Below are 13210 nucleotides of genomic sequence, written 5' to 3' on the forward strand. Positions count from 1 at the left end.
CTGAAACCTATTCAAACGGCCAAGAAAGGAAGCAAAATGCTCACCATCGAAAACCTCAACCAATCCTACGGCCAAAGCCACATTCTGCACAACATCAGCTTCACCGCGCCCGAAAAAGCCTGCACCTGCATCATCGGCCGCAACGGCGTGGGCAAAACCACCCTGCTCAAAGCCATCATGGGGCAAGTGGCCGCCCAAGCCGACACCTTGAAATACGGCAACATCGACCTGCTCAAACAACGCCCCGAAAAACGCCCCTACCATGGCATCGCCTATGTGCCGCAAGGCCGGCAGATATTTTCCCAGCTCACCGTAGAAGACAACCTCAAAATCGGCCTGCCCGTGCACAACAAACGCAGCAACGAGCGCACCCGCAACGTGCCCGAAATGATATACGAGCTCTTTCCCGTGCTCTTCGACATGAAACAGCGGCGCGGCGGCGACCTCTCCGGCGGCCAACAACAACAGCTCGCCATCGGCCGCGCCCTCGTGCTCAACCCCGGCCTCTTGATTCTCGACGAGCCCACCGAAGGCATCCAACCCAATATCGTCGACGACATCACCAAAGTCATCCGCCGCCTCAACCAAGAATGGGGGCTCACCGTGCTGGTGGTCGAGCAAAAACTGCACCTGATCAACCTGCTCGCCGACCACTTTGTGTTAATCGAGCGCGGCCATTGCGTGGCCAAAGGCCGTGGCAACGAGCTTACCGAAGAGTTGATTCAAACTTATTTGAGCGTGTAAAAAAGCTTTCAGACGGCCTTTAGCCTGTAGGTCGGATTCTCGAATCCGACACTTGTTCGCAGAACAAGACACGCACATCGCTTTGGCCGTTGGCCAAACGTCGGATTCAAGAATTTGACCTACGCGGATGATGTTGCCGAACTGCTTTTATTTTGTAAGGTTATTTTTTAGAATTGGTATCAGACGGCCTTTGTTTCCACCCAGGCCGTCTGAAAAAATGCCGCCGCCAATTTTCAAACCCAAAAAATTGCAGTATCCTTAATCCGAATTGTAAACAATCTACATTTTCAGACGGCCTGGCGCTTTTGAGCACAAGGCCGTCTGAAACCCGAAAGGCCGCTCATGCACCTCACCAGCCGCGAACAAGAAAAACTGATGCTCTTTCTCGCCGGAGAGCTCGCCGCCAAACGCCGCGCGCGCGGGCTCAAGCTCAATTATCCCGAAGCCGTTGCCTATATTTCCAGCCACTTGCAAGAAGCCGCGCGCGACGGCATGAGCGTGGCCGAATTAATGCAATACGGCGCCACCCTGCTCGGCTACGACGACGTGATGGAAGGCGTGGCCGAGATGATTCACGAAGTGCAAATCGAAGCCACGTTTCCCGACGGCACCAAATTGGTTACCGTGCACCAGCCCATCCGTTAACCCCCTCCGCCTGAAAGCAGCGATATGAACATCACCGCCCTCGATCACCTCGTGCTCACCGTTGCCGATGTTGCCCGCAGCGTCGATTTCTACACCCGCGTGCTCGGCATGGAAGCAATCACCTTCGGCGAAGGCCGCAAAGCCTTGCGTTTCGGCTGCCAAAAAATCAATCTGCACCAACTCGGCGCAGAAGTGTTGCCCAACGCCGCCCGCGCCACCACTGGCAGCGCCGATTTGTGTTTGCTCACCGACACGCCCTTGCCGCAAGTTTTGGCCGAGCTGGCCGCCCACCAAATCGAAGCCATCAGCGACATCGTGCCGCGCACCGGCGCCGTGGGCGCGATTGAATCGGTTTACCTGCGCGACCCCGATGGCAATTTATTGGAAATCAGCCGTTATCCGCAGCCGTAGGTCGGATACTCGTATCCGACACTTGTTCGCAGAACAAGCGCTGCTTTATAGATGCGGCAATTAATTATTGAATATTCACATCCTCTTACCTGCAGCAGAAACCTGTTCCCTCTCCCGTGGGAGAGGGCTAGGGAGAGGGCAACAAACCAAAGGCTTGTTTGCCGGCATCTGAAAATGTTCAATATTTAATTGCCGAATCAATAGTGAAATGTCGGATTCAAAAATCCAACCTCCACCCCGTTTCAGGCAGCCTCCACCGCTGAAGGCTACCTGAAACCCCGGCAACTGCTTAATACATTCAAAGGAAACCCGACCATGAACCCCGGTGAATACCTGCCCGCCGAAGGCGACATCGCCGCCAATCTCGGCCGCGAAACGCGCACGCTCAGTGTGACCAATTTGGGCGACCGCCCGATTCAGGTCGGCTCGCATTATCATTTTTATGAAACCAATCCCGCGCTGCAATTCGAGCGCGAAGCGGCCAAAGGCTTCCGCCTGAATATCCCCAGCGGCAACGCCGTGCGCTTCGAACCGGGCGAGCGCAAAACGATGGAACTGGTGGCGTTTGGCGGCGCCCAAATCTTGCAGGGTTTCCGCAATGAAACCGATGGCAAAGTTCCAACCGCGCCGCAAGCTGCCGACAAAGCCGCGCTCACCATCCCGCGTGCGCAATATCTGGCCACTTACGGCGCCACGGTGGGCGACAAAATCCGCTTGGGCGACACCGGCCTTTTTGCCACCATCGAGCAAGATTGGCTCACCAAAGGCGATGAATGCAAATTCGGCGGCGGCAAATCGGTGCGCGACGGCATGGCGCAATCGGCCACGGCCTGCCGCAGCGATGAAAACGTGCTCGATTTTGCCATCACCAATGTGGTGATTATCGACCACAGCGGCATCATCAAGGCCGATATCGGCATCCGCGACGGCAAAATCGTCGGCATCGGCCAAGCGGGCAACCCCGACACCATGAGCGGCGTGCGCCCCAATATGGTTATCGGCGCGGCCACCGAAGTGCACAACGGCGCGCACTTAATCGCCACCGCCGGCGGCATCGACACCCACATCCACTACATCTGCCCGCAGCAAATCGAGCATGCGATTGAGAGCGGCATCACCACCCTAATCGGCGGCGGCACCGGCCCCGCCGACGGCACCAACGCCACCACCGTTACCCCCGGCGCATGGCATATTCAGCGCATGTTGCAGGCCGCCGAAGCTTATCCGGTGAACCTCGGCTTTTTCGGCAAAGGCAATTGCGCGAGCCTGGCGCCTTTGCGCGAGCAAATCGAAGCCGGTGCGCTGGGTTTGAAAATTCATGAAGATTGGGGCGCCACCCCCGCCGTGATTGATGCCGCGCTAAACATTGCCGACGAAATGGATATTCAGGTAGCCATCCACACCGACACGCTCAATGAGAGCGGTTTTCTCGAAGACACCATGGCCGCCATTGCCGGCCGCGTGATTCACACCTTCCACACCGAAGGCGCGGGCGGCGGCCATGCGCCCGACATCATCAAAGCAGCCATGTATCCCAATGTGTTGCCCGCCTCCACCAACCCCACGCGCCCGTTTACCGTCAACACCATCGACGAGCACCTCGATATGCTGATGGTGTGCCACCACCTCGACAAACGCGTGCCCGAAGACATTGCCTTTGCCGATTCCCGCATCCGCCCCGAAACCATCGCCGCCGAAGACATTCTGCACGACATGGGCGTGTTTTCCATCATGAGCTCCGATTCGCAAGCCATGGGGCGCGTGGGCGAAGTGATTATCCGCACCTGGCAAACCGCCGACAAAATGAAACAGCAACGCGGCAGCCTGCCCGAAGATTCAGACGGCCTCGACAATTTCCGCATCAAGCGCTACATCGCCAAATACACCATCAACCCCGCCATCGCCCACGGCATCAGCCAATACGTCGGCTCCATCGAAGCGGGCAAAATGGCCGATATTGTGCTCTGGAAACCGGCCTTTTTCGGCGTAAAACCCGAAATCATCATCAAAAACGGCAGCATCAGCTACGCACGCATGGGCGACCCGAATGCCAGCATCCCCACGCCGCAGCCGGTGCTCTACCGCCCCATGTTCGGCGCGCACGGCAAAGCGGTAAGCGAAACCGCCGTGTTGTTTGTGTCGCAAGCCGCCGTCGATGCCGACATCCGCAGCCGCTACGGTTTGCAGAAACAAACCCTGCCGGTGCAAAACTGCCGCAACATCGGCAAAAAAGATTTAATCCACAATAAGGGCACACCCGAAATCACGGTCGACCCCGAGCGCTACGAAGTGCGCGTAAACGGCGAGCACATCACCTGCGCACCGGCCGAAAAAGTGCCGCTGGCGCAAAGGTATTTTTTGTTTTGAGTTTGTTTTGGGGGGTTTGTTTTGGGCTTCTGAAGGCCGTCGCGCCCACCCCCTAACCCCCTCCCGCGCGCGGGCGGGGGAACAGATTGCGGAAGCGGGTGGTTTTTGCGGCTTAAAATAACGGCTTTCAGACGGCCTGTGCTGAATTGATAGTGCCACGATAATAATATGTTTTATTGGATTATTTTACCAAACTCGCTAACACAGCAACTGCCCCACCCTCAGCAACCTGTTCCCCCTACCGCGAGCGGGCGGGGCGGGGGAACAGATTGCGGAAGCGGGTGGGTTGGCGGCTTAAAATAACGGCTTTCAGACGGCCGGTGTTGAATTGATAGTGCTACGATAATAATATGTTTTATTGGATTATTTTACCAAACTCGCTAACACAGCAACTGCTCCAACCTCAGCCACCTGTTCCCCCTACCGCTCGCGGGAGGGGGCTAGGGGGTGGGCCAAACAGCAAAACAACACATACAACAAACACAACCAAACACGGAAAACCTCATGCCCCACACCCGCAACCCGGCCTTAAAATCACGCGCCCGTGCATTGCGCAACCAGCCCACCCTTGCCGAGCAGCATTTATGGCAACACCTGCGCGGCAAGCAAATGCACGGTATCAAGTTTCGCCGCCAGCAAACCATAGGCGGCTATATTGTGGATTTCATCAGCATGGAAAAAAAGCTGATTATCGAGCTTGATGGCGGCCAACACGCCGAACAAGCCGATTATGATGCCGCACGCACGGCCTATTTAGAAAGCGAAGGCTATCGCGTTTTGCGCTTTTGGAACAACCAGGTTTTACAGCAAACGCTAGGGTCTGTTCACATTTCATCCGTGCGTAAGATTTTGAGCGCAAAAGCGTGCTTGCAAGGCGAAAAGCGCAGCAAGGTTGGACACCTTGCGAGCATTTTCAACGTGGCAGGCGCGTTTTTGAGCCAAAAGATTGCCACGAGATGAATTGTGAACAGACCCTAGACGTATTAACCGAAATCGAACGCCATTGCCGCTGATCAAACTGTTCAGACGGCCTCAGGAAAACACATGAATTTAATCATCCAAACCATTATCGGCAGCGAAGCCGAATTAAGCGATGCAGGCCGTCTGAACGCCCAAACCCGCGACAGCGTGCGCCTCAAATGGTATGAAGCCGAGCGCCGCATTTTGCGCACCACCACAGAGGGCGGACGGGATATTGCGTTTAAATTATTAAAAGAAGGCCAGCGCCTGCACCACGGCGATGTGGTGTATCTGAGCGACACGCTGGCCATCAGCGTGGCAATCGAGCCTTCGGAAGTGATGGTTTTATCGCCGCAAACCCTGCCCGACATGGCGCGCGCCTGTTATGAAATCGGCAACAAACACACACCGCTGTTTCTCGACGGCAACGAATTGCTGCTGCCCTACGACAAGCCCCTGTTTGAATGGCTCTGCGCCGCCGGCTTCGCCCCACAGCGCGACCACCGCCGCCTGAGCGAGCAATTACGCGCCAACTCCGCCCAAGGCGCGGGTGGGCACGGGCACAGCCATCACCACGAGCACAACCACAGCCACAATTAAACACCGCCAACAACCTGTTCCCCCGCCCGCTCGCGGGAGGGGGTTAGGGGGGTGGGTAAAACAGCAAAACACAACACAACACAACCACAATTAAACACCAACAACAACCTGTTCCCCCTACCGCTCGCGGGAGGGGGTTAGGGGGTGGGTAAACGATGAGCATTGACACCCTCAGCCGCCTCGGCGCGCTCCTACACCTGGTCGACCCCACGCTGCCCATTGGCGGCTTCAACCATTCCGGCGGGCTGGAAACCTTTGTGCAACAGCGCGTGGTGCACGATGAAGCCACGCTACATGAATATGTGGCGGTGCAGCTGGCGCAAAACTGGGTGTATAACGACGGCGCTTATGCCTCGCTCGCCTTCGATGCCGCCACGCAAAACGATTTGCCCGCATTATTGGCATTGGATGAAAAAATCGCCGCCGCCAAAGCGCCGCGCGAAATCCGCGAAGCCGGCTTCAAGCTCGGCGTGCGGCTGCTGAAAATCTTCGCCCGCCACGAGCAGGCCGACATTTTGCAAAGCTTTCAAGCGGCCTTAGGCGCGCAGCAAGCCAAAGGCTGTTATCCGCTCGCCTTCGGCCTTGTGGCCGCCTGCATGGGCTTGGACAAAGCGCAGGCGCTGTATGCTTTTTATTACAACGCCGCCGTCGGCACCGTCACCAACGGCGTGAAGCTGATTCCGCTCAGCCAAATGGCCGGCCAAGATATTTTATTCGCCCTGCGCGAGCCGATTGCCTGCGCCGTGGCCGAAAACTTGCACCCCGATGCCGAATGGACAGGCGCCGCCACGCTCGCCGCCGACATCCGCGCCATGCAGCACGAGCGGCTCTACACGCGGCTTTATATGAGTTAAATAACCATAAAAACCGCAACGCTACCTGAAACATTGATTTTCAGGTAGCGTTTAATTGTTGACAATCTATAGCGAAATACGTTTAGATATAATACCCATTCAAAAAAAGTAACCTTACAAAATAAAAGCAGTTCGGCAGCATCATCCGCGTAGGTCGGATTCTTGAATCCGACGTTTGGCCAACGGCCAAAGCGATGTGCGTGCCTTGTTCTGCGAACAAGTGTCGGATTCGAGAATCCGACCTACAGGCTGCCCGTTTGTATATTATTTTTTTGGATTGGTATAAACCTTCCGGCAGCGGCCTGACGCAACACCTTTGCGCAAGTCGGATTTTCGAATCCGACATTCGGCCAAACCGGCCGAAACACAAGCTTTTTGCTCTCTGAACAAGCATCGGCTTCAAAAATCCGACCTGCACAACCCGTAAACCCAGGCCGTCTGAAACCGCATTCAACTGCTTTATTTAAATGAAGGAACCCTCATGAAAAAACTGCTCGCCCTCCTCTTTTTCGCCGCCCCCGCGTTGGCGCTCGCCCACCCCGGCCATGAAAGCAGCGGCCTGATGGCCGGTTTGTGGCACCCGATTGGCGGTTGGGACCATTTATTGACCATGCTGGCCGTGGGCTTGTGGGCGGCATCGTTTAGCGGCAAGGCGCGTTGGCTGATTCCCGCCAGCTTTGTCGGCGTGATGGCATTGGGCTTTGTGTTTGGCGCCAACGGGGGCGAAGTGCCGATGATGGAACAAGGCATTGCCGCTTCGGTGTTGGTGCTGGGCTTGGCCGCCGCTTGGGCCAAACGCGTGCCGATGGCGTTTGCTGCGTTGATGGTGGGCGGGTTTGCGCTGTTTCACGGCGTGGCGCACGGCTCAGAATTGGGCGCGCATGGTGCGCTCAGTTTTGCTGCGGGCTTCATGATTGCCACCGCCGCGCTGCATGCCGCCGGTTTCGGCATCGGCCAAGCGCTGAATAAAAACGTGTGGCTGCTGCGCGCGACGGGCAGCGCCATCGGCCTGGCCGGCTTGGGTATGTTGTTTGCCTGATACCAATCCAAAAAATAACCTAACTTCGTTGTCTCGCCTTGCCGTACTATCTGTACTGTCGCAGGCTTCCGCCTTGTTAGCTTACTTTTTTGAATGGGTATGAGTCGATTTGGGAGAACAAACATGTATATTTTACAACGCGTTTACGGTTTTACCCTGCAAAACACCCCCGCCGTGTTGGCCGACCGCTTGTGGCCGCGCGGCGTGAGCAAGGCGAAATTGGCGGGCATTGAGTGGGATAAAGCGGTCACACCTTCCACCGATTTGCGCAAGTGGTTTCATCAAAATCCTCAAACGCGCTACGCCGAATTCAGCCAACGCTATCAGGCTGAATTAGCCCGCCCCGAAGCCCAACCCGCGCTGCAAGCCTTGCGCGATCTGCATCAGCAACACGGCAGCCTGATTTTGCTCACCGCCGCCAAAGATGTGGCGCACAGCCATTTGCCGGTGTTGCAGGCGGTGTTGGAACAAAAGGCTACCTGAATGGTTGATTTCAAAAAAGAGAACCCTATGCGCAACTACATCAAAATCGGCGTGGCCGGCCCCGTGGGCTCGGGAAAAACCGCGCTTATCGAGCGGCTCACCCGCCAAATCGCCGGCCAATACAGCGTGGCGGTGATCACCAACGACATCTACACCCAGGAAGACGCCGAATTTCTCACCAAAAACAGCCTGTTGCCGCCCGAGCGCATTATGGGCGTGGAAACCGGCGGCTGCCCGCACACGGCGATTCGCGAAGATGCCAGCATGAATCTGGAAGCGGTGGATGAAATGGCGGCGCGTTTTCCCGATGTGGAAATCGTGTTTATCGAATCGGGCGGCGACAATTTATCCGCCACCTTCAGCCCCGATTTGGCCGACGTGACCATTTTTGTGATCGACGTGGCGCAAGGCGAAAAAATTCCGCGCAAAGGCGGCCCCGGCATCACCCGCTCCGATTTGCTCGTCATCAACAAAACCGACCTCGCCCCGCACGTGGGTGCGAGCTTGGATGTGATGGAACGCGATGCACGGCGCATGCGGCTCGGCCAGCCTTTTGTATTTACCAATTTGATGAAAGACGAAAATCTGGCCGCCGTAATCGGCTGGATACAGAAATACGCGCTGCTGGAAGATGTGGCCGAACCGGCGGCATTGGTGCGCTGATGTTTACGCGAAAGGCCGTCTGAAAGCGTTTCAGACGGCCTGAAACCTTTTTCACAACAGCGTGTGGGTCGGATTCTCGAATCCGACACTTGTTCGCAGAACAAGGTTTCAGAGCTGCGGAAAATGTCGGATACAAGTATCCGACCTACAACTGCTTCAATTTGCAGCGTGGGCTTTGCCCTCAAGATTTCTGCTGATTTGTGGACAGAGCGCACGCTACAGGGCTGCAACTTTTATATTTCAGACGGCCTGAAACCTTTTTTACAACAGCGTGTAGGTCGGCTTCTCGAACCCGACACTTGTTCGCAGAACAAGGCTTTCAGGGCTGCGGTAAATGTCGGATTCGAGAATCCGACCTACAACTGCGGGTCACAACCATGATTCAATTCACCCGCTAGATGACAAGGCGCACATGCAATCCAAGCTCACCTTATCCACCCGCATCCGCCACGGCCGCACCGTGTTGGGCGACTGCTTCGCCACCCCGCCGCTCAAGCTGCTCACGCTGCCGCCGCAGCCCGACGGCATGTTGCGCGCCATACAAATGTCGTCTTCGCCCGGCCTGCTCGCGGGCGACTGCATCCGCATCAATCTTGCGCTGGCCGAAGAAAGCGCCCTGCATTTATCCACCCAAGCTTTCACGCGCGTGCTTGCCATGCACGAAGGCAGCATGGCCGAGCAACACCACCGCATCAGCCAAGCCGCTGGCAGCCACCTGATTTACCTGCCGCACCCTCTGGTGCTGCACCGCGGCAGCACGCTCAAACAAACCACCCGCATCGATTTGGCCGACAACTGCACGCTGCTCTACGGCGAAATCACCGCCGCCGGCCGCGTGCTCAATCATGAATGCTTCGCCTTTGCCTACTTCTCTTCACAGCTTCACATCCACCACCGCCACAAGCTTTTGCTCACCGACAACATCCAATGGCAGCCCGCACGCCACCCGCTGCAAACGCTCGGCCAAATGGAAGGCTACAGCCACCAAGCTTCATTGTTTTATGCAAACACCCACGCCCAAACCGCGCTCAAGCCACTGCTCGATGCGCTCCACCAACGCCTGCCGCCGCGCTTTTCAGACGGCCTCTTGCTCGGCATGAGCCTGGCCGCCGACAATATTATTTGCCTGCGCGCATTGGCGAACGAAGCGGAAATCTTAACGCACCTGCTGGCCGAAGCCGCCGCGCTGATTCAGAGCGAGGCCGTCTGAACGCACGCACGCCAAGCCGGCTCAAGCTTTCGAACAATCACTCCAACGCCGCGCTTTGCAGGCCGTCTGAAAACATGATACAAACAGCTTTCTACCATTCCACCTGCAAGGAGAAAACATGAGTGATTTAAAACAACGCTTCGCACAAGCGCAAGAAGACGTGGTGAGCCTGGCCGAGCGCCCCGACAACGCCACCTTGCTGAAGCTTTATTCCTTCTACAAACAAGCCACCGACGGCGACGTGAGCGGCGACAAGCCGGGTATGTTCGACCTTGTGGCCAAGAAAAAATACGAAGCCTGGAGCGGCTTAAAAGGCATGTCGTCCGATGAAGCCATGCAGGCTTATGTGGCCGAAGTAGAGCGTTTGTTAAACGAAGAATAATCAAACCGCATTGCCAAACCAAAGGCCGTCTGAAACTTTTATGTTCAGACGGCCTTTGGTTTTATATCGTGAAATATAGTGGAATGCATAAAAAAAGTGACGCAACGGGTAGGTTGGGTTGAAAACCCAACAAGCCCACAGGCCGTCTGAAACGTTGGGTTTATCAACCCAACCTACTCCGTGATAGTGCGTGGCTTTGTATCACTTTTTCTTGCATTCCACTATATAAAGAAAAACGGCTACAAAAACCATAAATCTTAAGCCGTGCATAGGGCGTGTGACGCAGCCAAACACGCATTTTCTCATTCAACAACAAGGCCGTCTGAAAGCTTGAATCTTTCAGACGGCCTTTGGTTTTACTTATACCAATAATCAGGCAAACGCATCAATCTGCACCGCTTCCCCGCAAGCCGCGCTCAAAGCTTCGTTGAGCACCGCAAAAAATTCGCTGCCGTCGCGCGTGGCCAGCCAGCGGCCGTTTTGCTCGGAAAAATGATAGCCGCCGCTTTTGGCCGCAATCCACAATTCCTGATTGGGCGTGTGGCGGTTTACAATAATCTGCGTGCCGTTGTCGGCCTCAATCGTGAGCACATTGCCGGCAAAGCGGCAGTCGAAATCCCAGCCGCCCTCGTCGATTTGGTCTTCAATATGGGCAAACAAGGCATCAGTGTGTTGCAAAAATCCGCTTTCGGTCATCATGGCTTTGTGTATCCGGGCATTTTTGTTTAAGATACCGAATCTTGCCACATTCCCGCGCCCAAAGAAAGAATCTGCATGAAAACCACCGTATTTTGGCTCGCCGCCGCTCTGTTTCTGAGCGCCTGCGGCTATAAGGGCGACCTTTATCTGCCCAAAGAAGACGACCAAGCCCGTTTCGGCGTGATCCAAACCGGCATCCAATTCACCCCTAAAGAACCCACCACTCACGCGGAACCATAATGACCCTGCATTGCGAAAATATTTCTTTCACCGATTTGGCCGGGCAATTCGGCACCCCACTTTATGTGTATAGCCAAAGCGCGCTCACCGAAGCCTTTTGCGCCTACACTTCCGCCTTCTCCGCGCTCTCTCCACTCGTTTGCTATGCCGTCAAAGCCAACGGCAATCTGAGCCTGCTCAAGCATTTCGCCGCACTGGGCAGCGGTTTTGATATCGTGTCGGGCGGCGAATTGGCGCGCGTATTGGCCGCCGGCGGCGATGCGGGCAAAACCATTTTCTCGGGCGTGGGCAAAAGCGAAGCCGAAATCGAATTCGCGCTCAATGCCGGCGTGTTGTGTTTCAATGTGGAAAGCCTGCCCGAGCTCGACCGCATCAACGCCGTGGCCGCGCGCTTGAACCAAACCGCGCCCATATCGCTGCGCATCAACCCCGATGTCGATGCCAAAACTCATCCGTATATTTCCACCGGCCTCAAAGCCAACAAATTCGGCATTGCCTATGCCGACGCACCTGCGGCCTACCGCCACGCCGCCACGCTGCCGCATTTGCGCATCACCGGTATCGACTGCCACATCGGTTCGCAGCTCACCGATTTAAGCCCGCTCGTGGAAGCCTGCGAGCGCATCGTGCTGCTGGTGGATCAGCTCGCTGTCGAGGGCATTGCGCTCGAACATATTGATTTGGGCGGCGGCATCGGCATTGTTTACAACAATGAAAGCGTGCCCGATTTAGCCGGCTATGCCCGAGCCGTGGACACAATCATCGGCACGCGGCCGCTCAAATTGATGCTCGAGCCCGGCCGCAGCCTGGTGGGCAACGCCGGCACGCTGCTCACCAAAGTGGAATACATCAAACACGGCGAAGAAAAAAACTTCATCATTGTAGATGCCGCGATGAACGATTTGATGCGCCCCGCTCTTTATGAGGCTTATCACCATATCGAAGCCGTCGAGCCAAAAAACATTGCGCCCATCAGCGCCGATGTGGTCGGCCCGATTTGCGAAACCGGCGACTTTCTCGCCCACAACCGCACGCTCGCCTGTGAAGCCGGCGATATTCTGGCCATCCGCAGCGCCGGCGCCTATGCCGCCAGCATGGCCAGCAATTACAACACCCGCAACCGCGCCGCCGAAGTGTGGGTAAACGGCAGCCAAGCGCGCCTTGTGCGCCAACGCGAAAGCTTCGAGCAACAAATGGCCAACGAAACCGCCTGCTTGTAAACATCATCAAAAAGGCCGTCTGAACATCTGAACTGCACCCCAAAAGTTGGACACCCCCATCCAACCCATAAAGGTGCAGTTTTCTTATGAACAAATATACCGTAGACTTCAAATACCAAGCCGTTATGCATTACTATTGCATTCGAAGCCAGCAGCTCACCGCCGACGCATTTCGAATGTCCCGCACCCACCTACGCCGCTGGATTGCCGCCTACGAGCAAGGCGGACTCGCGGCACTCGAGCATCCCCAAGCCATGGCCGACAAAAAAACCAACCCCTTTATTGCCGACAAACCCGATAAAGAAAAAACACAGGATGAGCTATTGCAAGAAGTGGGCTACCTCAGAGCCGAGGTCGCCTATCTAAAAAAGCTCGAAGCCCTTTTTCCTCAGAAGACAGCAACGCCAAAAAAGCGCAAATCATCGAAGCATTAAGGGCAAACCATCCCCTCAAATACCTGCTCCCTGCCGCAGATATCGAACGAAGCAGCTTTTACTTCAGCCGGAAGCGCAACCAGAAGCCCGACAAAGACCTGGCCGACATGCAAACCGTTCGTGCCGTTTACGACCAACACAAAGGCCGTTACGGCGCCCGCCGCATTGCCGCCGCCTTATCGTGGAACAAGAAAAAAGCAGAACGGCTGATGAAGAAAATGAATTTAAAAGCCATTGTCCGAGAGAAGCGAAAATACTA

General features: G+C 55.9%; 17 protein-coding genes. 16 read left to right on the top strand and 1 reads right to left on the bottom strand.

Features of this window, described 5'->3' with window-relative positions:
- The first annotated feature begins 36 nt into the window (after positions 1-36).
- The 12 genes from urtE (at position 37) to EV680_RS04840 (ending at position 10358) form a co-directional block, all read left to right on the top strand.
- The gene (gene urtE / locus EV680_RS04785) at positions 37-744 is read left to right on the top strand and encodes an urea ABC transporter ATP-binding subunit UrtE (protein ID WP_132953602.1); all 708 of its coding nucleotides are present in this window, start codon (positions 37-39) and stop codon (positions 742-744) included.
- A 342-nt stretch (positions 745-1086) separates the two neighbouring features.
- Positions 1087-1389, top strand: coding sequence for an urease subunit gamma (gene ureA, locus EV680_RS04790; RefSeq protein WP_132953603.1), 303 nt, complete (start codon positions 1087-1089; stop codon positions 1387-1389).
- A gap of 24 nt (positions 1390-1413) precedes the next feature.
- Positions 1414-1800 carry a VOC family protein gene (locus EV680_RS04795; RefSeq protein WP_132953604.1) on the top strand — a complete coding sequence of 129 codons (387 nt, stop codon included), beginning with the start codon at positions 1414-1416 and terminating at the stop codon, positions 1798-1800.
- A gap of 315 nt (positions 1801-2115) precedes the next feature.
- Positions 2116-4167, top strand: coding sequence for an urease subunit alpha (gene ureC / locus EV680_RS04800; protein ID WP_132953605.1), 2052 nt, complete (start codon positions 2116-2118; stop codon positions 4165-4167).
- Between the two features lie 504 nt (positions 4168-4671).
- Positions 4672-5127: an endonuclease domain-containing protein gene (locus tag EV680_RS04805; RefSeq protein ID WP_132953606.1), complete on the top strand. Its 456-nt coding sequence runs from the start codon at positions 4672-4674 to the stop codon at positions 5125-5127.
- An 84-nt stretch (positions 5128-5211) separates the two neighbouring features.
- A complete protein-coding gene (gene ureE / locus EV680_RS04810) occupies positions 5212-5727 on the top strand; it encodes an urease accessory protein UreE (RefSeq protein ID WP_132953607.1) in 516 nt (171 codons plus the stop codon).
- Positions 5728-5882: 155 nt separating this feature from the next.
- Complete coding sequence (locus EV680_RS04815; protein WP_132953608.1) at positions 5883-6581, top strand: urease accessory protein UreF; 699 nt, start codon at positions 5883-5885, stop codon at positions 6579-6581.
- A gap of 481 nt (positions 6582-7062) precedes the next feature.
- Entirely contained in the window at positions 7063-7620 is a 558-nt protein-coding gene (locus tag EV680_RS04820) for a HupE/UreJ family protein (RefSeq protein WP_132953609.1), read from the top strand.
- 123 nt (positions 7621-7743) lie between these two features.
- The gene (locus tag EV680_RS04825) at positions 7744-8103 is read left to right on the top strand and encodes a DUF488 domain-containing protein (RefSeq protein WP_132953610.1); all 360 of its coding nucleotides are present in this window, start codon (positions 7744-7746) and stop codon (positions 8101-8103) included.
- Between the two features lie 27 nt (positions 8104-8130).
- Complete coding sequence (gene ureG, locus EV680_RS04830) at positions 8131-8766, top strand: urease accessory protein UreG (RefSeq protein WP_132953611.1); 636 nt, start codon at positions 8131-8133, stop codon at positions 8764-8766.
- A gap of 412 nt (positions 8767-9178) precedes the next feature.
- Entirely contained in the window at positions 9179-9976 is a 798-nt protein-coding gene (locus EV680_RS04835) for an urease accessory protein UreD (RefSeq protein ID WP_165870907.1), read from the top strand.
- 118 nt (positions 9977-10094) lie between these two features.
- Positions 10095-10358 carry an acyl-CoA-binding protein gene (locus EV680_RS04840; RefSeq protein ID WP_132953613.1) on the top strand — a complete coding sequence of 88 codons (264 nt, stop codon included), beginning with the start codon at positions 10095-10097 and terminating at the stop codon, positions 10356-10358.
- A 372-nt stretch (positions 10359-10730) separates the two neighbouring features.
- Here EV680_RS04840 and cyaY read toward each other — a convergent pair whose 3' ends face one another.
- Positions 10731-11057 (bottom strand): iron donor protein CyaY, encoded by a 327-nt coding sequence (cyaY, locus tag EV680_RS04845; RefSeq protein WP_132953614.1) that lies wholly within the window; start codon positions 11055-11057, stop codon positions 10731-10733.
- Positions 11058-11132: 75 nt separating this feature from the next.
- Between cyaY and lptM the strand changes: the two genes are divergently transcribed.
- The 4 genes from lptM to EV680_RS12215 form a co-directional block, all read left to right on the top strand.
- Complete coding sequence (lptM, locus tag EV680_RS04850; protein ID WP_132953615.1) at positions 11133-11297, top strand: LPS translocon maturation chaperone LptM; 165 nt, start codon at positions 11133-11135, stop codon at positions 11295-11297.
- Positions 11297-12517, top strand: a complete 1221-nt coding sequence (gene lysA / locus EV680_RS04855) for a diaminopimelate decarboxylase (protein ID WP_132953616.1) — start codon at positions 11297-11299, stop codon at positions 12515-12517. Before lptM ends, lysA begins: the two co-directional genes overlap by 1 nt.
- An 86-nt stretch (positions 12518-12603) precedes the next feature.
- Positions 12604-12951: a helix-turn-helix domain-containing protein gene (locus tag EV680_RS04860; protein WP_132953617.1), complete on the top strand. Its 348-nt coding sequence runs from the start codon at positions 12604-12606 to the stop codon at positions 12949-12951.
- Positions 12952-13058: 107 nt separating this feature from the next.
- Positions 13059-13210 (top strand): IS3 family transposase (locus EV680_RS12215; protein ID WP_132953618.1); only part of this gene is annotated, 152 nt, incomplete at its 3' end.

This window comes from Uruburuella suis (genome assembly GCF_004341385.1).
GTDB classification, from domain to species: domain Bacteria; phylum Pseudomonadota; class Gammaproteobacteria; order Burkholderiales; family Neisseriaceae; genus Neisseria; species Neisseria suis.

Coding starts and splice junctions, on each gene's coding strand:
- cyaY (WP_132953614.1), bottom strand. CDS start 11,057: ATGATGACCGAAAGCGGATTTTTGCAACACACTGATGCCTTGTTTGCC.
- ureA (WP_132953603.1), top strand. CDS start 1,087: ATGCACCTCACCAGCCGCGAACAAGAAAAACTGATGCTCTTTCTCGCC.
- ureE (WP_132953607.1), top strand. CDS start 5,212: ATGAATTTAATCATCCAAACCATTATCGGCAGCGAAGCCGAATTAAGC.
- ureG (WP_132953611.1), top strand. CDS start 8,131: ATGCGCAACTACATCAAAATCGGCGTGGCCGGCCCCGTGGGCTCGGGA.
- EV680_RS04805 (WP_132953606.1), top strand. CDS start 4,672: ATGCCCCACACCCGCAACCCGGCCTTAAAATCACGCGCCCGTGCATTG.
- EV680_RS04820 (WP_132953609.1), top strand. CDS start 7,063: ATGAAAAAACTGCTCGCCCTCCTCTTTTTCGCCGCCCCCGCGTTGGCG.
- urtE (WP_132953602.1), top strand. CDS start 37: ATGCTCACCATCGAAAACCTCAACCAATCCTACGGCCAAAGCCACATT.
- lptM (WP_132953615.1), top strand. CDS start 11,133: ATGAAAACCACCGTATTTTGGCTCGCCGCCGCTCTGTTTCTGAGCGCC.
- ureC (WP_132953605.1), top strand. CDS start 2,116: ATGAACCCCGGTGAATACCTGCCCGCCGAAGGCGACATCGCCGCCAAT.
- EV680_RS04795 (WP_132953604.1), top strand. CDS start 1,414: ATGAACATCACCGCCCTCGATCACCTCGTGCTCACCGTTGCCGATGTT.
- EV680_RS04825 (WP_132953610.1), top strand. CDS start 7,744: ATGTATATTTTACAACGCGTTTACGGTTTTACCCTGCAAAACACCCCC.
- EV680_RS04815 (WP_132953608.1), top strand. CDS start 5,883: ATGAGCATTGACACCCTCAGCCGCCTCGGCGCGCTCCTACACCTGGTC.
- EV680_RS04840 (WP_132953613.1), top strand. CDS start 10,095: ATGAGTGATTTAAAACAACGCTTCGCACAAGCGCAAGAAGACGTGGTG.
- lysA (WP_132953616.1), top strand. CDS start 11,297: ATGACCCTGCATTGCGAAAATATTTCTTTCACCGATTTGGCCGGGCAA.
- EV680_RS04835 (WP_165870907.1), top strand. CDS start 9,179: ATGCAATCCAAGCTCACCTTATCCACCCGCATCCGCCACGGCCGCACC.
- EV680_RS04860 (WP_132953617.1), top strand. CDS start 12,604: ATGAACAAATATACCGTAGACTTCAAATACCAAGCCGTTATGCATTAC.